Raw genomic sequence first — 19,088 nt, 5'->3', positions numbered from 1 at the left:
CCGCACGACGGACGTGACCGGGATCGTCACGCTTCCGGAAGGCACGGAAATGGTCATGCCGGGCGACAACGTCACCGTTGCCGTCGAGCTGATCGTTCCGATCGCGATGGAAGAAAAGCTGCGCTTCGCAATTCGCGAAGGCGGCCGGACCGTCGGCGCCGGCATCGTGGCTTCGATCGTCGAGTAATCAGCGGCTAGGCCGTTGACCTAGCAGGGACCGGGCGCTAACAACCCGGTTCCTGCGCTTTTTGACAAGACGCGGCCGATCGTAACAATTGAAGATTTGGCGTATGGCCAGTTGCCCATACGGAAAAAAGGACTAGTCGAATGAACGGCCAGAATATCCGCATCCGCCTCAAGGCGTTTGATCACCGGATCCTCGATGCCTCCACGCGCGAAATCGTGTCGACGGCCAAGCGTACGGGCGCCAGCGTCCGTGGTCCCGTGCCGCTGCCCACGCGCATCGAAAAGTTTACGGTCAACCGGTCGCCCCACGTCGACAAGAAGAGCCGCGAACAGTTCGAGATGCGCACGCACAAGCGTCTTCTCGATATCGTCGACCCGACCCCGCAGACGGTCGACGCCCTGATGAAGCTCGATCTGGCCGCCGGCGTCGACGTCGAGATCAAGCTCTAAAGGCCCCTCCCGGAACGCTTCGGACCGGGTGGATATAACAAGGAAGGTACGTGGACATCCCGTCCAACGACTTCCAGAAACGGGTGACCAATGGCGGGAATGCCGGATGGAAGCCTTGAACAAAGAGGCTGAAGGGGTTTTCCCCGACAGGGACTCTGAAGAGGAATGAACCGATGCGTTCAGGTGTGATTGCACAGAAAGTGGGAATGACCCGGGTCTACAACGACGCCGGCGAGCACATTCCAGTGACCGTGTTGCGGATGGAAAACTGCCAGGTGGTAGGCCAGCGCACGGAAGAAAAGAACGGCTACGTCGCCGTGCAGCTCGGCGCAGGCCAGGCCAAGGTCAAGAACACGCCGAAGGCGATGCGCGGCCACTTCGCCGCTGCAAACGTCGAGCCGAAGGCAAAGCTCGTCGAGTTCCGGGTCACCTCGGAAAACCTGATCGACGTCGGCTCCGAGCTGACGGCAAGCCACTTCGTCACCGGCCAGCTGGTCGATGTGACGGGCACCTCGATCGGTAAGGGCTTTGCCGGCGCCATGAAGCGCCACAACTTCGGCGGTCTGCGTGCAACGCACGGCGTGTCGGTCTCGCACCGTTCGCATGGTTCGACCGGTTCCAACCAGGATCCGGGCCGCGTCTGGAAGGGCAAGCGCATGGCGGGCCACATGGGCCAGACGCGCATCACCACCCAGAACCTCGAAGTCGTATCCACCGATGAAGACCGCGGTCTGATCCTCGTCAAGGGCGCCGTTCCCGGCTCCAAGGGCTCCTGGATCGTCGTCCGCGACGCCATCAAGGCCGGCATCCCGGAAAACGCTCCGCGTCCGGCCGGCGTCCGCGCAGCAGCACATGAGGGAGCCGAATAATGGATCTCACCGTCACCACACTGGATGGTAAGGACGCAGGCACGGTTTCCCTGTCCGACGCCATCTTCGGCCTGGACGTCCGCCAGGATTTGATCGCCCGCGTCATTCGCTGGCAGCTCGCCAAGAAGCAGCAGGGCACGCACAAGACCCTGACGCGCGGCGAAGTCTCCCGCACCGGCGCCAAGATGTACAAGCAGAAGGGTACGGGCCGCGCTCGTCACCATTCCGCACGCGCTCCGCAGTTCCGCGGTGGTGGCAAGGCTCATGGCCCGGTCACGCGCAGCCACGAGCATGACCTTCCCAAGAAGGTTCGCGCCCTCGGCCTGCGTCACGCCCTGTCTGCCAAGATGAAGGCCGACGAGCTGATCATCGTGGACAGCCTGGTTGCGGCTGAAGCCAAGACGAAGGCCCTGACCGGTGCATTTGCATCGCTCGGCCTGACCAACGCACTGATCATCGGCGGCGCCGAGCTCGACAACAACTTCAAGCTCGCTGCCAAGAACATCCCGAACGTGGATGTTCTGCCGATCCAGGGCATCAACGTTTACGACATTCTGCGCCGCGGCAAGCTCGTGCTTTCCAAGGATGCGATCGAGGCTCTGGAGGAGCGGTTCAAGTGACGGATCTTCGCCATTATGATGTGATCCTCTCTCCGTCGATCACCGAAAAGTCCACGCTGGTTTCTGAACAGAACCAGATCATCTTCAACGTCGCCAAGGACGCATCGAAGCCCGAGATCAAGGCTGCGATCGAAGCTCTGTTCGGCGTCAAGGTTACGGCAGTGAACACGCTTCTCCGCAAGGGCAAGCTCAAGCGCTTCCGTGGCTTCGCTGGCCGGCAGCGGGATGTCAAGAAGGCGATCGTCACACTTGCTGACGGTCAGTCCATCGACGTCTCCACCGGACTCTAAAGGTTAAACCCAGAGCGGTTTCATAACCCCCGGGTAAGGACCCAAAAGGGAACAAGAAAATGGCATTGAAAAGTTTCAATCCGACGACCCCGAGCCAGCGTCAGCTGGTCATCGTCGACCGGTCTTCGCTCTACAAGGGCAAGCCGGTCAAGGCGCTGACACAGGGTCTCACCAAGAGTGGTGGTCGTAACAACCTTGGTCGCATCACGGCCCGCTTCATCGGCGGCGGTCACAAGCGCACCTATCGCCTGATCGACTTCAAGCGTCGCAAGTTCGACGTGGACGGCACGGTCGAGCGTCTGGAATACGATCCGAACCGTACGGCGTTCATCGCGCTCATCAAGTACGAAGACGGCACGCAGGCTTACATCATCGCTCCGCAGCGTCTCGCTGTCGGCGACAAGGTGATCGCCTCCGAGAAGGCTGTCGACGTGAAGCCCGGCAACACCATGCCGCTGCAGTTCATCCCGGTCGGCTCCATCATCCACAATGTGGAAATGAAGCCCGGCAAGGGTGGCCAGATGGCGCGCTCGGCAGGCACCTACGTGCAGCTGGTCGGTCGCGACCAGGGCATGGCGATCCTGCGCCTCAACTCCGGCGAACAGCGCCTGGTTCATGCGAGCTGCCTCGCGTCGATCGGCGCCGTGTCCAACCCGGACCACGGCAACATCAACGACGGCAAGGCCGGTCGTACCCGCTGGCGCGGCAAGACCCCGCACAACCGCGGCGTCGTCATGAACCCGGTCGACCACCCGCACGGCGGTGGTGAAGGCCGCACCTCGGGCGGCCGTCATCCGGTCTCGCCGTGGGGCAAGCCGACCAAGGGCAAGCGCACGCGTTCGAACAAGTCGACCGACAAGTTCATCATGCGTTCGCGCCACCAGCGCAAGAAGTAAGAAGAGGTAGTCACAAATGGCTCGTTCAGTATGGAAAGGTCCGTTCGTCGACGGCTATCTTCTCAAGAAGGCTGAGAAGGTTCGCGAAGGCGGGCGCAATGAGGTCATCAAGATGTGGAGCCGTCGCTCCACCATCTTGCCGCAGTTCGTCGGTCTGACCTTTGGCGTCTACAACGGTTCCAAGCATGTACCCGTCAGCGTCAATGAAGACATGGTCGGTCACAAGTTCGGTGAATTCTCTCCGACCCGGACCTACTACGGTCACGGTGCGGACAAGAAGGCAAAGAGGAAGTAACGATGGGCAAGGCAAAAGCCGAACGTCGGCTGGCGGATAATGAAGCGCAGGCTGTTGCGCGCACGATCCGCGTCAGCCCCCAGAAGCTCAACCTCGTTGCCGCGATGATCCGCGGCAAGAAGGTCGACCGCGCTCTGGCCGAACTTGAATTCTCCCGCAAGCGCATTGCCGGCACGGTCAAGAAGACCTTGGAATCGGCCATCGCAAACGCCGAGAACAACCACGACCTCGACGTCGACTCGCTCGTCGTCGCGGAAGCTTTCGTTGGCAAGTCGATGGTGATGAAGCGCTTCCACGCCCGTGGTCGCGGCCGTGCATCGCGGATCGAAAAGCCGTTTGCGCACTTGACGATCGTTGTTCGTGAAGTGGAAGCCAAAGGGGAGGCCGCATAATGGGCCAGAAAATCAATCCAATCGGTTTCCGTCTCGGTATCAACCGGACCTGGGATAGCCGTTGGTTCGCCGACAATGCCGAATACGGCAAGCTGCTGCACGAAGACCTGAAGATCCGCAAGTATCTGATGGACGAACTGAAGCAGGCCGGCATCTCGAAGGTCGTCATCGAGCGTCCGCACAAGAAGTGCCGCGTCACGATCCACTCGGCTCGCCCGGGTCTGATCATCGGCAAGAAGGGCGCGGACATCGAAAAGCTGCGTCGCAAGCTGTCGGAGATGACGAACTCGGAAACGCATCTCAACATCGTTGAAGTGCGCAAGCCGGAAGTCGACGCGACGCTCGTCGCTCAGTCGATCGCCCAGCAGCTCGAGCGCCGCGTGGCTTTCCGCCGTGCAATGAAGCGTTCGGTGCAGTCGGCCATGCGTCTGGGTGCCGAAGGCATCAAGATCACCTGCGCCGGCCGTCTGGGTGGCGCGGAAATCGCACGAACCGAATGGTATCGCGAAGGTCGCGTTCCGCTTCACACGCTCCGCGCCGACATCGACTACGGTGTTGCCGAAGCTGTGACGGCATTCGGTATCTGCGGCATCAAGGTCTGGATCTTCAAGGGCGAAATCCTTGAGCACGATCCGATGGCCTCCGAGCGCCGTGCGAGCGAGAGTGACAGTCAGGGTAGTGGCGGACGTGATCGCGATCGCGATCGTGATCGCCGTCGTGAAAACGCGTAACAGTCGCGTTTGGCAGCCAATATCGGAGAATTAAAAAAATGTTGCAGCCAAAGCGTACGAAGTATCGCAAGCAATTCAAGGGCCGCATCAAGGGCGTAGCCAAGGGCGGGTCTGATCTCGCTTTTGGTGAATTCGGCCTGAAGTCCCTCGAACCGAACCGCGTCAATGCGCGCGAGATCGAAGCGGCCCGCCGCGCGATCACGCGTCACATGAAGCGTGCCGGCCGCGTTTGGATCCGCGTATTCCCGGACGTTCCGGTCACCGCGAAGCCGACCGAAGTCCGCATGGGTAAGGGTAAGGGCTCCGTCGAATACTGGGCGTGCAAGGTCAAGCCTGGTCGTATGATGTTCGAGATCGATGGCGTCAACGAGGAGCTCGCTCGCGAAGCCCTTCGTCTTGGTGCTGCGAAGCTCTCCGTCAAGACGCGCTTCGTTCAGCGCATTGCGGAGTAAGGAGAAGCCCCATGAAAGCCAATGACGTTCGGGCGCTCAGCGCCGACCAGCTCAACGACGAGCTTGCCAAGCTGAAGAAGGAGCAGTTCAACCTGCGCTTCCAGAAGGCGACCGGCCAGCTTGAAAAGTCGTCGCGCATCAACGAGGTCCGCAAGGACATCGCGCGCATCAAAACCATTGCCCGCCAGAAGGCGGCAGAAGCCAAGGCCTAAGGACCAAGAAAAATGCCGAAACGCATTCTGCAGGGCACCGTCGTCTCCGATAAGAACGAGAAGACCGTCGTCGTAAGGGTCGAGCGCCGCTTTGCGCACCCAATCCTCCAGAAGACCGTCCGTCGCTCCAAGAAGTACAAGGCGCACGACGAGAAGAACCAGTTCAAGGTCGGCGACCTTGTTTCCATTCAGGAATGCGCGCCGATCTCCAAGGACAAGACCTGGACGGTCATTTCCGCCCAGGCTTAATTCGACCAGACTTTACGCCGATGACGCCGCGCAGTGTCGCCAAGACACGGAAGCGCGGCGTCTTCGTACCATGGGGCAGGGTCGGGGTTCTGGCCAAATTGGCCGGGGTTTCGGACCTCACCCCTTGTAATCGGCGAGAATCTCTGTATGAAGCAGCCACGGAACGCTCGGGGTTACGAGCGTTCTTTTGCTTTGAGCGCACGGAAGGTCCTGTTTTCAGGAAACCACCCTGGCAAGATCGATCCCGCGCTGTCGCATCATGTCCCGCCCGTTTCTCTCAAAGAGGCGAGGGACTGGGAATGCCATTGAAAGCATTGTGGCGTGCCGCCCTTCGCAAGAGGGTGCAGCGCGCCGCATGCAAATTTTCATAAGCCGGAACAGGGGGCTCTCTTTCACGATGAGGAGATCCCAACCGGTCCGGTCACAACAAGAAGGCGACCTGACATGATTCAGATGCAAACAAACCTCGACGTGGCGGATAATTCCGGCGCACGTCGTGTCATGTGCATCAAGGTGCTGGGCGGCTCCAAGCGCAAGTATGCTTCCGTGGGCGACGTCATCGTCGTTTCCATCAAGGAAGCCATCCCGCGCGGCCGCGTCAAGAAGGGCGATGTGATGAAGGCGGTCGTCGTACGCACCGCCAAGGACATCCGCCGTCCGGACGGCAGCGTCATCCGCTTCGATAACAACGCAGCCGTTCTTATCGACAACAAGAAAGAGCCGATCGGCACCCGTATCTTCGGACCGGTTCCGCGCGAGCTTCGCGCCAAGAACCACATGAAGATCATCTCGCTGGCTCCAGAAGTACTGTAAGGGGCGATTAGAGATGAACAAGATTCGTAAGGGCGACAAGGTCGTCGTACTCGCCGGCAAGGACAAGGGCCGGACCGGCGAAGTTATCCAGGTCATGCCGAAGGACGACAAGGCTGTCGTGCGTGGCGTCAATATGGTGAAGCGTCACCAGCGCCAGACCCAGAGCCAGGAAGCCGGCATCATCAACAAGGAAGCCCCGATCCACCTGTCGAACATCGCGATCGCTGACACGGACGGCAAGGCCACCCGCGTCGGTTTCCGCATCGATGGCGACAAGAAGGTTCGCGTGGCCAAGCGTTCGGGAGATGTTATCTGATGGCTGACACCAAGTCCTATGAGCCGCGGCTCAAGAGCGAATACAACGCTCGCATTCGTCCGGCGCTGCGGGAGAAGTTCTCCTACGCCAACGAAATGATGATCCCGAAGCTCGACAAGATCGTCATCAACATGGGTGTTGGCGAAGCCACCGGCGACTCGAAGAAGCCTTCGATTGCAGCGGCCGACCTTGCAGCGATCGCCGGCCAGAAGCCGGTCGTCACCAAGGCCCGTACCTCCATCGCCGGCTTCAAGCTGCGCGAAGACATGCCGATCGGCGCGAAGGTCACCCTGCGCGGCGCACGCATGTACGAATTTCTGGACCGCCTGATCAACATCGCGCTTCCGCGCGTTCGCGACTTCCGCGGCCTGAACCCAAAATCCTTCGACGGCCGTGGCAACTTCGCCATGGGCGTGAAGGAACACATTGTGTTCCCTGAGATCAACTACGACAAGGTCGATCAGATGTGGGGCATGGACATCATCGTTTGCACGACGGCCACGACGGACGACGAAGCGCGGGCTCTGCTCACAGAGTTCAACTTCCCGTTCCGCCAGTAAGCCGTAACGACAAGCAGAAGGATTACGTTTCATGGCGAAAACGAGCGCAGTTGAAAAGAACAAGCGCCGCCGCAAGCTGGTTACCCAGCAGGCCTCCAAGCGGGCCGAGCTGAAGGCGACCATCATGAACCAGTCTCTTCCGATCGAAGAGCGGTTCAAGGCAACTCTGAAACTGGCAAGCCTGCCGCGTGATGGGTCGAAGACCCGCGTTCGCAACCGTTGCGAAGTCACCGGCCGTCCGCGCGCCTACTACCGGAAGCTGGGAATGTCCCGTATCGCCCTGCGCGAACTGGGCAATTTCGGCAAGATTCCGGGTATCGTGAAGTCGAGCTGGTAAGGAGACGGGCAAATGACAATGACTGATCCCTTGGGCGATATGCTCACCCGTATCCGTAACGGCGCTGCACGCCGCAAGACGAACGTAACGACGCCGGCTTCCAAGCTGCGTGCCCGCGTTCTCGACGTGCTGCAGTCCGAAGGCTACATCCGCGGCTATTCCGAAGTCGATTTCGACAACGGCAAGTCCGAGCTCAACATCGAGCTGAAGTACTACGAAGGCGCGTCGGTGATCCGTGAGATCGGCCGCGTGTCCAAGCCGGGCCGCCGGGTCTATGTCTCGGTCAAGTCCATTCCGCAGGTCGCGAACGGTCTCGGCATCACCATCCTTTCGACCCCGAAGGGTGTGATGGCCGATCACCAGGCTCGTGAACAGAACGTCGGCGGCGAGGTCCTCTGCTCCGTATTCTAATACGGAACAGGGATCTCCAGAACGAACAGACAGGATTGAAACATGTCTCGTATCGGTAAGAAGCCCGTTCAGGTTCCCGCTGGTGTCACCGCGACTGTCGATGGACAGAAGGTGACGGCAAAGGGCCCGAAGGGCGAACTGTTCTTCGTCGCCAACGACGAAGTCTCTGTCAAGCTTGAGGACAACGCCGTTGTCGTCGAGCCGGTCAGCCAGTCCAAGGACGCTCGTTCCAAGTGGGGCATGTCCCGCACGATGGTCGAGAACATCCTGAAGGGCGTGAAGGACGGCTTCGAGCGCAAGCTCGAAATCAACGGCGTCGGTTACCGCGCGGCGCTGCAGGGCAAGAACCTGCAGCTGGCACTCGGCTTCAGCCATGACGTCGTCTACCAGACGCCGGAAGGCATCACGATCGCTGTTCCCAAGCCGACGGAAATCGTCGTCTCGGGCATCAACAAGCAGCAGGTCGGCCAGGTGGCCGCAGAGATTCGCGAATATCGCGGCCCCGAGCCCTACAAGGGCAAGGGCGTGAAGTACGCGGGCGAGCGGATCATCCGCAAAGAAGGCAAGAAGAAGTAAGGATCACGCGAAATGGCTAGCAGGAAAGATAATCTTGTACGTCGCGCTTCGCGCGTTCGTCGTCAAATCAAGGCGGTCGCCAACGGCCGTCCGCGCCTGTCGGTTCATCGCTCGTCGAAGAACATCTACGCACAGGTCATCGACGATGTCGCCGGCACGACGCTGGCGTCCGCTTCGACGCTCGACACCGGTCTGCGCACGTCTCTGAAGACGGGCGCCGACACGGCGGCAGCTGCTGCCGTCGGCAAGCTCCTCGCGGAGCGTGCATCCGAAGCCGGCGTCAAGGACGTCGTCTTCGATCGTGGCGCCTTCATCTATCATGGCCGTATCAAGGCCCTGGCTGAAGCCGCCCGCGAAGGTGGCCTCAACTTCTAAGTTCGGTGAGGAAAGCCGGTTTCCGGCTTTCCGAATCTGACGAAGAGAAGTAAGGCTCCCATTTCCACGACGGGCCGGCCCGGTACATCCGGGCCGAAGCCATGTCGGGAATTCGCCGTACTCTGGCACTTGCGAGGGGCGGCACCGATCAATCTGCCGATTGCACCCGGAAAAGAAAAAGGAAAAGGACAATGGCACAAGAAAGAAGAGGTTCTCGCGACGACCGCCAGAACCGCGAAGAGCGCGACAGCGAATTCGTCGACAAGCTCGTCGCAATCAACCGCGTCGCCAAGGTGGTGAAGGGCGGCCGTCGTTTCGGCTTCGCTGCTCTCGTCGTCGTCGGCGACCAGAAGGGCCGCGTTGGCTTCGGTCATGGCAAGGCACGCGAAGTGCCGGAAGCCATCCGCAAGGCCACCGAAGCTGCCAAGCGCGAACTGATCTTCGTTCCGCTGCGCTCCGGCCGTACCCTGCATCATGACGTTCACGGTCGCCACGGCGCCGGCAAGGTCCTGCTGCGTTCGGCCAAGGCCGGTACCGGCATCATCGCCGGCGGCCCGATGCGCGCCGTTTTCGAAACGCTCGGCATGCACGACGTCGTTGCCAAGTCGACCGGTTCGTCCAACCCCTACAACATGATCCGCGCCACCTTCGATGCTCTGAAGAACCAGATGCACCCGAAGGACATCGCGGCACAGCGCGGCCTCAAGTTCGCCACGCTGCAGGCCCGTCGCGAAGCGGCTGGCGTCACGTCGGAAGAATAAGGGAGTCCGTACGATGGCCACTGAAACCACCGGTAAGACGGTTACTGTCGAGCAGATCGGCAGCCCCATCCGCCGCCCCGCCAGCCAGCGTGCAACGCTGATCGGCCTGGGTCTCAACAAGATGCACCGGGTGCGCACGCTGGAAGACACACCTTCCGTTCGCGGCATGATCCGGTCCGTCCAGCACCTCGTCCGCGTTATCGACGAGAAGTGAGGGAGATACCATCATGAAGCTGAATGAAGTCAGAGACAACGAAGGTGCCACCCATTCGCGCAAGCGTCTGGGCCGTGGTATCGGCTCCGGTTCGGGCAAGACGGCCGGCCGTGGTGTCAAGGGTCAGAAGGCCCGTTCCGGCGTCGCGATCAACGGTTTTGAAGGCGGTCAGATGCCCATCTACCGTCGTCTGCCGAAGCGCGGCTTCAACAACATCTTCCGTTCGGACTTTGTTGTCGTGTCGCTCGGCCGTATCCAGACCGCGATCGATGCCAAGAAGCTCGACGCTGCCGCCACGATCGACGCCGCTGCCCTGAAGGCTGCCGGCATCATCCGTCGCGCCCGCGATGGCGTTCGTATCCTCTCGGACGGCGAACTCAAGGGCAAGGTCACGATCGAAGTGGCCGGTGCCTCGCAGTCCGCGATCGAGAAGATCGAAAAGGCCGGCGGCTCCATCAAGCTGCTGTCCGCCAAGCCGGTCGCTGCCAGCGAATAATCTTGAAGTCGAACCGCCCGGGGTGCTACACACCGGGCGGTTTATTGCGTCTGGAGGACGCGCGACGAGCGCGGGCGAGACGTGAAGGGCAGGGGACAAGGGCCGGGTCGGCCAGACTCTTCGAGCCGGATAGCGCCGGGCGAACGGGTCACATTTCAAGGGAATGTGACGCGATGCCTGGAGATATCGACAAGCGCATGATTGCTCTTTCAATCGATTTGGTTCTAAGACGTCGTGCAGAAACGTAATTCAAGCTTTTCCGGAGTCGGCCGGGTCTGACGCCGCGGGTTCGGAACTGGCTACGCGGAGAATCGCATGGCTTCTGCAGCGGAACAGCTCGCCTCCAATCTCAATTTCAGAACGTTCGCGAAGGCGGAGGACCTCAAGAAGCGCCTCTGGTTCACGCTTGGCGCGCTGCTGGTCTACCGGCTGGGCACCTATATCCCGCTTCCCGGTCTGAATCCCGATGCGTTCGCGCAGGCCTTCCAGGGACAGAGCGGCGGCATCCTCGGTCTCTTCAACATGTTTTCTGGCGGCGCGGTCTCGCGCATGGCGATCTTCGCGCTCGGAATCATGCCCTATATCTCCGCTTCCATCATCGTCCAGCTGATGACCTCGGTCGTTCCGTCGCTGGAACAGCTGAAAAAGGAAGGCGAGCAGGGCCGCAAGATCATCAACCAGTACACGCGATACGGCACGGTGCTCCTGGGGCTGCTGCAGGCCTATGGCATCGCCGTGGGTCTGGAGAGCGGCAACGGTCTCGTGAACGATCCGGGCTGGTTCTTCCGCATCTCCACCGTCATCTCGTTGCTGGGCGGCACGATGTTCCTGATGTGGCTCGGCGAGCAGATCACCTCGCGCGGCATCGGCAACGGCATCTCGCTCATCATCTTCGCGGGCATCGTCGCCCACCTGCCGACGGCTCTCGCCGGTACGCTGGAGCTTGGCCGCACAGGCGCGCTCTCGACGCCGCTGATTCTCGGCATCATCATCATGGTCGTCGCTGTCATCGCGCTCATCGTCTTCGTCGAGCGGGCACAGCGTCGCCTTCTGATCCAGTATCCGAAGCGCCAGGTCGGCAATCGGATGTTCCAGGGCGACACCTCGCATCTGCCGCTGAAGCTGAACACGGCCGGCGTCATCCCGGCGATCTTCGCATCTTCCCTGCTGCTGCTTCCCGCGACCCTCGCAGGCTTCGCAGACAGCGCCACGCTCCCCGTCTGGGCCACGACCATCGTCGGCTCGCTTGCGCACGGCCAGCCGCTCTACATGATCCTCTATGCCGCGATGATCGCCTTCTTCGCCTTCTTCTACACGGCCATCGTCTTCAATCCGAAGGACACGGCAGACAATCTGAAGAAGCATGGCGGCTTCATCCTCGGCATTCGCCCGGGTGAGCGGACGGCGGAATACATCGACTACGTCCTGACGCGCATTACCGTCATCGGCGCGGTCTACCTGATCTTCGTCTGCATCCTTCCGGAATTCGTCATCGCGCAGACCGGGGTGCCGTTCTACCTTGGTGGTACATCGCTTTTGATTGTTGTCAGCGTGACGCTGGATACTGTAGCACAGATACAGGGTCATCTGATCGCCCAGCAGTATGAGGGGCTGATCAAGAAGTCGAAGTTGCGTGGAGGGAAGAGGGGCCGATGAGACTGATATTTTTAGGACCGCCCGGGGCCGGCAAGGGGACGCAGGCCAAGCTTCTGACGGAACGCTTCGGCATTCCCCAGTTGTCGACCGGTGACATGCTGCGTGCTGCCGTCGCGGAGGAGAGCGACGTCGGCAAGCGGGCAAAGGCCGTGATGGATGCGGGCCAGCTCGTATCCGACGAGATCGTCAACGAGATCGTCTCGGACCGAATCGATGCCGAGGATTGCGCCCGTGGCTTCATCCTGGACGGTTACCCGCGCACGGTCCCGCAGGCGATCGCTCTCGGGCACATGCTCGACCAGAAGGGTCTGAAGCTCGATGCGGTCATCGAGCTGAAGGTCGACGAGGACGCGCTCGTGCGGCGCATCGAGAACCGAGTCGCGGAAACTTTGGCGGCCGGCGGTAAAGTTCGCTCGGACGACAATCCAGAATCGGTTAAGAAGCGTCTTGTCGAATATCGCGAGAAGACCGCGCCTCTTTCGCAGCATTACGCGAAGACCGGAGAGCTGAAGACGCTTGACGGAATGGCGCCTGTGGAAACAGTCACGCGACAGATCAACGAGATTCTTGCTTCGGCTGCGGCCGAAGTCTGACGATACCGGGCGCAAAGCCTTGTTGGACAAGAAAAGGACTGGCCGGGAGTTGACTTTTCCGGCCGATTCCGTCTAAAGACCGCGCTAACTCGCAACATGCAGGGGATGGCGCGGATTTCACAAGTGAAGTCCGGGCTGGGCTTTTGTCCCGTGTTCCGAACGAAAATTGAAACTGACGGCTATTCAAGGCTGCATAGAAGCACCTATTGCCGGATGGCAACTGGAAGCAAGGAGAACAGACGTGGCTCGTATCGCTGGCGTCAACATCCCGACGGCAAAGCGCGTGGTTATCGCGCTCACCTATATTCACGGGATCGGACCGAAATTCGCACAGGAAATCGTCGCAAAGGTCGGTATCCCGGCTGAACGCCGCGTGCATCAGCTGACGGATGCTGAAGTTCTTCAGATCCGCGAAGCCATCGACCGCGAATACCAGGTCGAAGGCGACCTGCGTCGCGAGACGTCGATGAACATCAAGCGTCTGATGGACCTTGGCTGCTACCGCGGCCTGCGTCATCGTCGCTCGCTGCCCGTTCGCGGCCAGCGCACGCACACCAATGCCCGCACCCGCAAGGGTCCGGCAAAGGCGATTGCCGGCAAGAAGAAGTAATCTCCCGGAAACGGGGGTGAGGAGGCTGGTGCGAAGCACCGGCCTCTTTTTGGTATGTCGAGGACGGCTTGGGCCGTCGTTCGGTGGAGCTGCTGGAAATACGGCAGCGTTGATATCGCCGCGATGCCGGGGAGCCCCTGAAGGGTTCCGGCATCGCTGATGAAAGTGGGGAGCAGGTCTCCCCGGTGTAGCCGCTGGAATTACGGCGGTGCAGAGATCCGTGAAAGGGTTAATATGGCCAAGGAAGCCACACGCGTACGTCGTCGCGAACGCAAGAATATCTCGACGGGCGTCGCCCACGTGAACTCGTCGTTCAACAACACGATGATCACCATCACCGATGCGCAGGGCAATGCCATTGCATGGTCGTCGGCCGGCTCGAAGGGCTTCAAGGGCTCGCGCAAGTCGACGCCGTTCGCAGCGCAGATCGCTGCTGAAGATGCTGCCAAGAAGGCGCAGGAACACGGCATGAAGACGCTCGAAGTCGAAGTCACGGGCCCGGGTTCCGGCCGTGAATCGGCTCTGCGCGCCCTTCAGGCAGCGGGTTTCATGATCACGTCCATCCGCGACGTGACGCCGATCCCGCACAATGGCTGCCGTCCGCGCAAGAAGCGCCGCGTCTGATACGCACTCGTCATCAGGTCCGGCGGGAGATCGCTCTCGCCGGCGCTTCAGGGCTCCGTTGCCACGAATGGATGGTGGCAACGAACGGAAGGCAAAACATATGATTCAGAAAAACTGGCAGGAACTGATCAAGCCGAACAAGGTCGAGTTCACGTCTTCCGGTCGCACCAAGGTCAGCCTTGTCGCGGAACCGCTTGAGCGTGGCTTCGGTCTGACCCTCGGCAACGCGCTGCGTCGCGTTCTTCTCTCCTCGCTCCGCGGGGCCGCCGTCACGGCCGTACAGATCGACGGCGTTCTGCACGAATTCTCCTCGATCCCGGGCGTTCGCGAAGATGTCACCGACATCGTCCTGAACATCAAGGAAATCGCCATCAAGATGGACGGCGACGATGCAAAGCGCATGGTCGTCCGCAAGCAGGGCCCGGGTGTGGTCACGGCTGGCGATATCCAGACGGTCGGCGACATCGAGATCCTGAACCCGAACCACGTGATCTGCACGCTCGACGAGGGCGCGGAGATCCGCATGGAGTTCACGGTCAACAACGGCAAGGGCTACGTTCCGGCGGATCGCAACCGTTCGGAAGATGCACCGATCGGCCTCATCCCGGTCGACAGCCTCTATTCGCCGGTCAAGAAAGTGTCCTACAAGGTGGAAAACACCCGCGAAGGCCAGGTTCTCGACTACGACAAGCTGTCGATGACGATCGAGACCGATGGCTCCGTGACCGGTGAAGATGCCGTTGCGTTCGCAGCGCGTATTCTCCAGGACCAGCTCGGCGTCTTCGTCAATTTCGACGAGCCGCAGAAGGAAGCCGAAGAGGAAGCCGTTACCGAACTCGCGTTCAACCCGGCGCTTCTCAAGAAGGTGGACGAACTCGAACTGTCCGTTCGCTCGGCAAACTGCCTGAAGAACGACAACATCGTCTACATCGGCGACCTCATTCAGAAGACGGAAGCCGAAATGCTCCGGACTCCGAACTTCGGCCGCAAGTCACTGAACGAAATCAAGGAAGTTCTCGCTTCCATGGGCCTGCACCTCGGCATGGAAGTGCCCGCATGGCCGCCCGAGAACATCGAAGATCTCGCAAAGCGCTACGAAGACCAGTATTAAAAACAGACAAGGCAGGTCGAAACTCTGCCTTTCCCCGTCAAACAGCAGGCCCTGCGAGACATCGCACGGTGCCTGTATGTGCCAGGAAACGGCAGGTCCTCCAGAGAGAGCGACACCTGCATAAAGGAGAATAGCCATGCGCCACCAGAAAGCCGGCCGCAAGCTGAACCGTACCGCCAGCCACCGTAAGGCGATGTTCGCCAACATGGCGGCTTCGCTGATCCAGCACGAGCAGATCATCACGACCCTGCCGAAGGCCAAGGAAATCCGCCCGATCGTCGAAAAGCTCGTGACGCTCGGCAAGCGCGGCGACCTGCACGCCCGTCGTCAGGCCATCTCGCAGATCCGTGACGTGACCGTCGTCGCCAAGCTGTTCGATGCGATCGCGACCCGTTACGCCACCCGCAACGGCGGCTACCTTCGCATCATGAAGGCCGGTTACCGCCAGGGCGACAATGCGCCGATCGCGGTCATCGAATTCGTCGATCGCGATGTGGATGCCAAGGGCGCAGCCGACAAGGCTCGCGTTGCAGCCGAAGCGGACGCCGCTGAAGCAGCCTGATTTTTTCAGGCAGATCAGTTTAAAACAGCCGGGCGAAAGTCCGGCTGTTTTCGTTTCCGGCGCCGGCGCACCGTAATCCCTCAGGCAGCGCCATCGCCGCCATGCTTTTGCCGAAGACGGTGGCTTTGCTTTCGCGTCGCTTCATCCTATTTCTCCTCGACAAGCCTGTTACATCTGCATCAAGGGTTCCCCATGCACCGCTCGCCATTGTCGCTCGTCCTGTCCGGCATTGCCGGCCTCGTCATCATCATGTTCCTTGCGCATTTCGTGGCGCCGACGGATCTCGGTGAGTCTCATCCGACCATCGACCAGCTGAAGACCAGCGCGGTGGCGACGCCGGTGGCGAGCACGAGCAGCGCGGCGGACGGCACGGTCAAGACGGTTCCGGAAAGCCGCGCCGAGATGCAGATGTCCTTTTCGCCTCTCGTCAAGCAGACGGCCAACGCCGTGGTGAACGTCTATGCGGAAAAGCTCGTCGAGAGCCGTTCGCCGCTGGCGGACGATCCGTTCCTGCAGCAGTTCTTCGGCCAGCGCATGCCGAATCGCTCCGAAAAACAGTCTTCGCTCGGCTCGGGCGTGATCGTCGGTGCGGACGGCATCGTCGTGACCAACAATCACGTCATCGAAGGTGCCGACGACATCAAGGTCGCCTTGGCGGATGGTCGGGAATTCGAATCGAAGGTGGTTCTGAAGGACGACCGCCTGGACCTCGCCGTTCTGAAGATCGAGGGCAGTGCGCCGTTTCAGACGATCCCGCTCGGAGACTCCGACAGCGTCGAGGTCGGCGACCTGGTGCTTGCGATCGGCAATCCCTTCGGCGTCGGACAGACGGTGACGAGCGGCATCGTTTCCGCCCTGGCGCGCAACCAGGTGACGCCAGGCAGCGATTTCGGCTTCTTCATCCAGACGGATGCCGCCATCAACCCGGGCAATTCTGGTGGCGGTCTGATCGACATGAAGGGCGAGCTGATCGGGATCAACACGGCCATCTTCTCGCGCGGCGGCGGCTCCAACGGCGTCGGCTTCGCCATTCCTGCCAATCTCGTGAAGGTCTTCATCGAATCGGCCAAGGGCGGCACCGGCAGCTTCGTGCGTCCCTTCATCGGTGCAAGCTTCGAGCCGGTCACCTCGGAGGTGGCCGACGCCCTCGGGCTTGATCGGGCGCGGGGTGCTCTGGTCAGTTCCGTGATCGAAGGCGGCCCGGCGGAGAAGGCGGGTATCCGGCCCGGCGAAGTCGTTACCGCCGTCAACGGCATCGCGGTCGAACATCCCGACGCGCTCGGCTACCGCCTCACCACGGTCGGCATCGGCAAGGATGCGCGGCTGAGCGTTGCGAACAACGGCAAGGTGCGCGAGGTCACGTTGCGGCTCGAACGGGCGCCGGAAACGGCGCCGCGCGATGAGCGGCTGATCGAGGGCCGCACGCCGTTCGCCGGCGCCGTCGTCGGCAACCTGTCGCCGCGTCTCGCCGACGAGCTTCACATGTCGGCCGCGTCGGAAGGTGTCGTGATCACGGCCGTCAACCGCGGCTCTCCCGCCGCCCGCGTCGGCTTTGCGCCGAAGGATATCATTATCGCGGTCAATGGCGTGCCGATCGACAAGACCGAGACGCTGGTAAAGGCGGCGGCAGACGATCCGGCTTTCTGGCGCGTCGAGATCGAGCGTGACGGGCAACGGATCCGCCAGTTCTTCCGATGAGCGATCTTTTTGCGCCCCATGAGCCGGAAGGTCATCAGGCCAAGCGACCGCTTGCCGACCGGCTGAGGCCGCAGACGCTCGCGGACGTTACCGGGCAGGCGCATCTCACCGGGGAAGATGGCGCGTTGCGGCGGATGATCGATTCGGGCTCGCTCGGCTCGATGATCTTCTGGGGACCGCCCGGCACAGGAAAGACGACGGTCGCACGCCTCCTGTCCGGCGAGACGGGGCTCGCCTTCGAGCAGATTTCCGCGATCTTCTCCGGCGTGGCCGATCTGAAGAAGGTTTTCGAGATGGCCCGGACGCGGCGCATGTCCGGTCGTCAGACGCTGCTCTTCGTGGATGAGATCCATCGCTTCAACCGGGCGCAGCAGGACAGTTTTCTTCCCGTCATGGAGGACGGAACGATTATCCTCGTCGGGGCCACCACGGAGAATCCGTCGTTCGAGCTGAACGCCGCTCTCCTCTCACGCGCCCGCGTGCTGACCTTCCGATCGCATGATGAGGACAGTCTGCGGGAGCTTCTGGCCCGGGCGGAGACGACGGAGGCAAAGCCCCTGCCGCTCGACGAGGACGCGCGGGCGAGCCTCATCCGCATGGCGGACGGCGACGGGCGCGCGGCGCTGACGCTGGCCGAAGAAGTGTGGCGCGCGGCGCGGAAAGGCGAGACCTTCGACGTCTCGGGGCTGCAGGAGGTTGTCCAGCGCCGGGCACCGGTCTACGACAAGGGCCAGGACGGCCACTACAATCTCATCTCCGCGCTTCACAAGGCCGTGCGCGGCTCGGATCCGGACGCGGCGCTCTACTACCTCTGCCGCATGTTCGATGCAGGGGAGGACCCGCTCTATCTCGGCCGGCGTCTGGTGCGCATGGCGGTCGAGGATATCGGCCTTGCCGACCCCCAGGCCCTTGTCGTCTGCAATGCCGCGAAGGACGCCTACGACTATCTCGGCTCGCCGGAAGGCGAACTGGCGCTGGCACAGGCCTGCGTCTACCTTGCGACCGCGCCGAAATCGAATGCCGTCTACACCGCCTACAAGGCTGCCATGCGCGCGGCCAAGCAGAACGGCTCGCTGCTCCCGCCCAAGCACATCCTCAACGCGCCGACGAAGCTGATGAAGGGCGAGGGCTATGGCGATGGCTATCGCTACGATCATGACGAGCCGGACGCCTTCTCCGGCCAGGACTACTTTCCCGCGAAGATGGGGCGCCAGACCTTTTACGATCCACCGGAACGGGGCTTCGAGCGGGACATCCGCAAGCGGCTCGACTGGTGGGACAAGCTGCGCAAGGAGCGCGGCGGCGAAGGCTGACGATTGCCCGGCGATGCAGGATGTGGCATAAGAACGACAGCGGACGACCGCGAATATTTCATCCATGCGGGGACGACCTCGCTCCTCACAGGAGTGATCTCCATGGCTTGGCTTCTGCTTTTTCTCGCGGGACTGTTCGAAATCGGTTGGGCCATCGGCCTGAAATATACCGACGGCTTTTCGAAGCCTCTTCCCACCATCCTCACCATTGCCGCCATGATCGCCAGCATCGCGCTTCTCGGCCTGGCGCTGCGGACGCTTCCGCTCGGCACGGCCTATGCGATCTGGACCGGGATCGGCACGGTCGGAACCGTGATTCTCGGCATCGTCCTGTTTGCCGAGCCGGCAACGGCGGTTCGCCTCGGCTGCATCGGCCTGATCGTCGCAGGCATCGCCGGGCTCAAGCTCACGGCTTGAACC

The 19,088-nt window shown here is 61.4% G+C and carries 31 protein-coding genes and 1 pseudogene; 31 read left to right on the top strand and 1 reads right to left on the bottom strand.

Annotated features, from left to right (window positions below; all coding sequences use genetic code 11):
• From tuf to rplQ, 28 genes and pseudogenes are all read left to right on the top strand, one after another.
• A pseudogene (gene tuf, locus C8J36_RS05770) lies at nt 1–187 on the top strand (elongation factor Tu); the annotation flags it as partial.
• A 140-nt stretch (nt 188–327) separates the two neighbouring features.
• A complete protein-coding gene (gene rpsJ, locus C8J36_RS05765) occupies nt 328–636 on the top strand; it encodes a 30S ribosomal protein S10 (protein WP_003507767.1) in 309 nt (102 codons plus the stop codon).
• A 173-nt stretch (nt 637–809) separates the two neighbouring features.
• A complete protein-coding gene (gene rplC / locus C8J36_RS05760; protein WP_062468299.1) occupies nt 810–1,505 on the top strand; it encodes a 50S ribosomal protein L3 in 696 nt (231 codons plus the stop codon).
• Entirely contained in the window at nt 1,505–2,125 is a 621-nt protein-coding gene (rplD, locus tag C8J36_RS05755) for a 50S ribosomal protein L4 (protein ID WP_062596583.1), read from the top strand. The genes rplC and rplD overlap by 1 nt, the downstream gene beginning before the upstream one ends.
• Nucleotides 2,122–2,415: a 50S ribosomal protein L23 gene (locus C8J36_RS05750; protein WP_062468296.1), complete on the top strand. Its 294-nt coding sequence runs from the start codon at nt 2,122–2,124 to the stop codon at nt 2,413–2,415. The genes rplD and C8J36_RS05750 overlap by 4 nt, the downstream gene beginning before the upstream one ends.
• Nucleotides 2,416–2,474: 59 nt before the next feature.
• Nucleotides 2,475–3,311: a 50S ribosomal protein L2 gene (gene rplB, locus C8J36_RS05745; RefSeq protein ID WP_062596582.1), complete on the top strand. Its 837-nt coding sequence runs from the start codon at nt 2,475–2,477 to the stop codon at nt 3,309–3,311.
• A gap of 16 nt (nt 3,312–3,327) precedes the next feature.
• Complete coding sequence (rpsS, locus tag C8J36_RS05740) at nt 3,328–3,606, top strand: 30S ribosomal protein S19 (RefSeq protein ID WP_056335754.1); 279 nt, start codon at nt 3,328–3,330, stop codon at nt 3,604–3,606.
• A gap of 2 nt (nt 3,607–3,608) precedes the next feature.
• Nucleotides 3,609–3,998, top strand: a complete 390-nt coding sequence (gene rplV / locus C8J36_RS05735; RefSeq protein ID WP_062596581.1) for a 50S ribosomal protein L22 — start codon at nt 3,609–3,611, stop codon at nt 3,996–3,998.
• The gene (rpsC, locus tag C8J36_RS05730; RefSeq protein WP_062468290.1) at nt 3,998–4,729 is read left to right on the top strand and encodes a 30S ribosomal protein S3; all 732 of its coding nucleotides are present in this window, start codon (nt 3,998–4,000) and stop codon (nt 4,727–4,729) included. The genes rplV and rpsC overlap by 1 nt, the downstream gene beginning before the upstream one ends.
• Nucleotides 4,730–4,767: 38 nt before the next feature.
• Nucleotides 4,768–5,181, top strand: coding sequence for a 50S ribosomal protein L16 (gene rplP / locus C8J36_RS05725; protein ID WP_062601052.1), 414 nt, complete (start codon nt 4,768–4,770; stop codon nt 5,179–5,181).
• Between the two features lie 11 nt (nt 5,182–5,192).
• A complete protein-coding gene (gene rpmC, locus C8J36_RS05720; protein WP_062468286.1) occupies nt 5,193–5,393 on the top strand; it encodes a 50S ribosomal protein L29 in 201 nt (66 codons plus the stop codon).
• Between the two features lie 12 nt (nt 5,394–5,405).
• A complete protein-coding gene (gene rpsQ, locus C8J36_RS05715) occupies nt 5,406–5,642 on the top strand; it encodes a 30S ribosomal protein S17 (RefSeq protein WP_062596579.1) in 237 nt (78 codons plus the stop codon).
• Between the two features lie 444 nt (nt 5,643–6,086).
• Nucleotides 6,087–6,455, top strand: coding sequence for a 50S ribosomal protein L14 (gene rplN / locus C8J36_RS05710; protein WP_062468282.1), 369 nt, complete (start codon nt 6,087–6,089; stop codon nt 6,453–6,455).
• 13 nt (nt 6,456–6,468) lie between these two features.
• Nucleotides 6,469–6,771 carry a 50S ribosomal protein L24 gene (gene rplX, locus C8J36_RS05705; RefSeq protein ID WP_062596578.1) on the top strand — a complete coding sequence of 101 codons (303 nt, stop codon included), beginning with the start codon at nt 6,469–6,471 and terminating at the stop codon, nt 6,769–6,771.
• On the top strand, nt 6,771–7,331 hold the full coding sequence (rplE, locus tag C8J36_RS05700; RefSeq protein WP_062596577.1) for a 50S ribosomal protein L5: 561 nt from the start codon (nt 6,771–6,773) through the stop codon (nt 7,329–7,331). The genes rplX and rplE overlap by 1 nt, the downstream gene beginning before the upstream one ends.
• 31 nt (nt 7,332–7,362) lie before the next feature.
• Nucleotides 7,363–7,668, top strand: a complete 306-nt coding sequence (gene rpsN / locus C8J36_RS05695; RefSeq protein WP_062596576.1) for a 30S ribosomal protein S14 — start codon at nt 7,363–7,365, stop codon at nt 7,666–7,668.
• Nucleotides 7,669–7,680: 12 nt separating this feature from the next.
• Nucleotides 7,681–8,079 carry a 30S ribosomal protein S8 gene (gene rpsH / locus C8J36_RS05690; protein ID WP_062468274.1) on the top strand — a complete coding sequence of 133 codons (399 nt, stop codon included), beginning with the start codon at nt 7,681–7,683 and terminating at the stop codon, nt 8,077–8,079.
• Nucleotides 8,080–8,121: 42 nt separating this feature from the next.
• The gene (rplF, locus tag C8J36_RS05685; RefSeq protein WP_062596575.1) at nt 8,122–8,655 is read left to right on the top strand and encodes a 50S ribosomal protein L6; all 534 of its coding nucleotides are present in this window, start codon (nt 8,122–8,124) and stop codon (nt 8,653–8,655) included.
• A gap of 12 nt (nt 8,656–8,667) precedes the next feature.
• A complete protein-coding gene (rplR, locus tag C8J36_RS05680; protein WP_062468270.1) occupies nt 8,668–9,030 on the top strand; it encodes a 50S ribosomal protein L18 in 363 nt (120 codons plus the stop codon).
• A gap of 191 nt (nt 9,031–9,221) precedes the next feature.
• Entirely contained in the window at nt 9,222–9,791 is a 570-nt protein-coding gene (rpsE, locus tag C8J36_RS05675) for a 30S ribosomal protein S5 (protein ID WP_062468268.1), read from the top strand.
• A gap of 13 nt (nt 9,792–9,804) precedes the next feature.
• A complete protein-coding gene (gene rpmD / locus C8J36_RS05670) occupies nt 9,805–10,005 on the top strand; it encodes a 50S ribosomal protein L30 (RefSeq protein WP_062596574.1) in 201 nt (66 codons plus the stop codon).
• 13 nt (nt 10,006–10,018) lie between these two features.
• Complete coding sequence (gene rplO / locus C8J36_RS05665; protein ID WP_062596573.1) at nt 10,019–10,501, top strand: 50S ribosomal protein L15; 483 nt, start codon at nt 10,019–10,021, stop codon at nt 10,499–10,501.
• Between the two features lie 315 nt (nt 10,502–10,816).
• Nucleotides 10,817–12,157, top strand: a complete 1,341-nt coding sequence (gene secY, locus C8J36_RS05660; protein WP_132533361.1) for a preprotein translocase subunit SecY — start codon at nt 10,817–10,819, stop codon at nt 12,155–12,157.
• Nucleotides 12,154–12,750 carry an adenylate kinase gene (locus C8J36_RS05655; protein WP_062596571.1) on the top strand — a complete coding sequence of 199 codons (597 nt, stop codon included), beginning with the start codon at nt 12,154–12,156 and terminating at the stop codon, nt 12,748–12,750. The genes secY and C8J36_RS05655 overlap by 4 nt, the downstream gene beginning before the upstream one ends.
• Before the next feature lie 241 nt (nt 12,751–12,991).
• Nucleotides 12,992–13,360, top strand: a complete 369-nt coding sequence (gene rpsM, locus C8J36_RS05650; RefSeq protein WP_062596570.1) for a 30S ribosomal protein S13 — start codon at nt 12,992–12,994, stop codon at nt 13,358–13,360.
• A gap of 234 nt (nt 13,361–13,594) precedes the next feature.
• Nucleotides 13,595–13,984, top strand: coding sequence for a 30S ribosomal protein S11 (rpsK, locus tag C8J36_RS05645; protein ID WP_062468256.1), 390 nt, complete (start codon nt 13,595–13,597; stop codon nt 13,982–13,984).
• 100 nt (nt 13,985–14,084) lie between these two features.
• Nucleotides 14,085–15,095 (top strand): DNA-directed RNA polymerase subunit alpha, encoded by a 1,011-nt coding sequence (locus C8J36_RS05640; protein WP_062468254.1) that lies wholly within the window; start codon nt 14,085–14,087, stop codon nt 15,093–15,095.
• Nucleotides 15,096–15,231: 136 nt separating this feature from the next.
• The gene (gene rplQ, locus C8J36_RS05635) at nt 15,232–15,657 is read left to right on the top strand and encodes a 50S ribosomal protein L17 (protein ID WP_062596569.1); all 426 of its coding nucleotides are present in this window, start codon (nt 15,232–15,234) and stop codon (nt 15,655–15,657) included.
• 19 nt (nt 15,658–15,676) lie between these two features.
• Here the strand turns inward: rplQ and C8J36_RS25605 are convergent, their stop codons facing one another.
• The gene (locus C8J36_RS25605) at nt 15,677–15,802 is read right to left on the bottom strand and encodes a hypothetical protein (RefSeq protein ID WP_281029222.1); all 126 of its coding nucleotides are present in this window, start codon (nt 15,800–15,802) and stop codon (nt 15,677–15,679) included.
• A 257-nt stretch (nt 15,803–16,059) separates the two neighbouring features.
• Here C8J36_RS25605 and C8J36_RS05630 point away from each other — a divergent pair, with 257 nt between their 5' ends.
• The 3 genes from C8J36_RS05630 (at nt 16,060) to sugE (ending at nt 19,085) form a co-directional block, all read left to right on the top strand.
• Nucleotides 16,060–17,355 (top strand): DegQ family serine endoprotease, encoded by a 1,296-nt coding sequence (locus C8J36_RS05630; RefSeq protein ID WP_245506485.1) that lies wholly within the window; start codon nt 16,060–16,062, stop codon nt 17,353–17,355.
• On the top strand, nt 17,352–18,668 hold the full coding sequence (locus C8J36_RS05625) for a replication-associated recombination protein A (RefSeq protein ID WP_132533357.1): 1,317 nt from the start codon (nt 17,352–17,354) through the stop codon (nt 18,666–18,668). The genes C8J36_RS05630 and C8J36_RS05625 overlap by 4 nt, the downstream gene beginning before the upstream one ends.
• 102 nt (nt 18,669–18,770) lie before the next feature.
• Nucleotides 18,771–19,085 (top strand): quaternary ammonium compound efflux SMR transporter SugE, encoded by a 315-nt coding sequence (gene sugE / locus C8J36_RS05620; RefSeq protein WP_132533355.1) that lies wholly within the window; start codon nt 18,771–18,773, stop codon nt 19,083–19,085.
• The last annotated feature ends 3 nt before the right edge of the window (nt 19,086–19,088 follow it).

The sequence above is a fragment of the Rhizobium sp. PP-F2F-G48 genome (assembly GCF_004342335.1).
Classification (GTDB): Bacteria; Pseudomonadota; Alphaproteobacteria; order Rhizobiales; family Rhizobiaceae; genus Ferranicluibacter.
The sequence above is the reverse complement of the archived record's forward strand: the minus strand, read 5'-3'. Positions and strand labels throughout refer to the sequence as shown.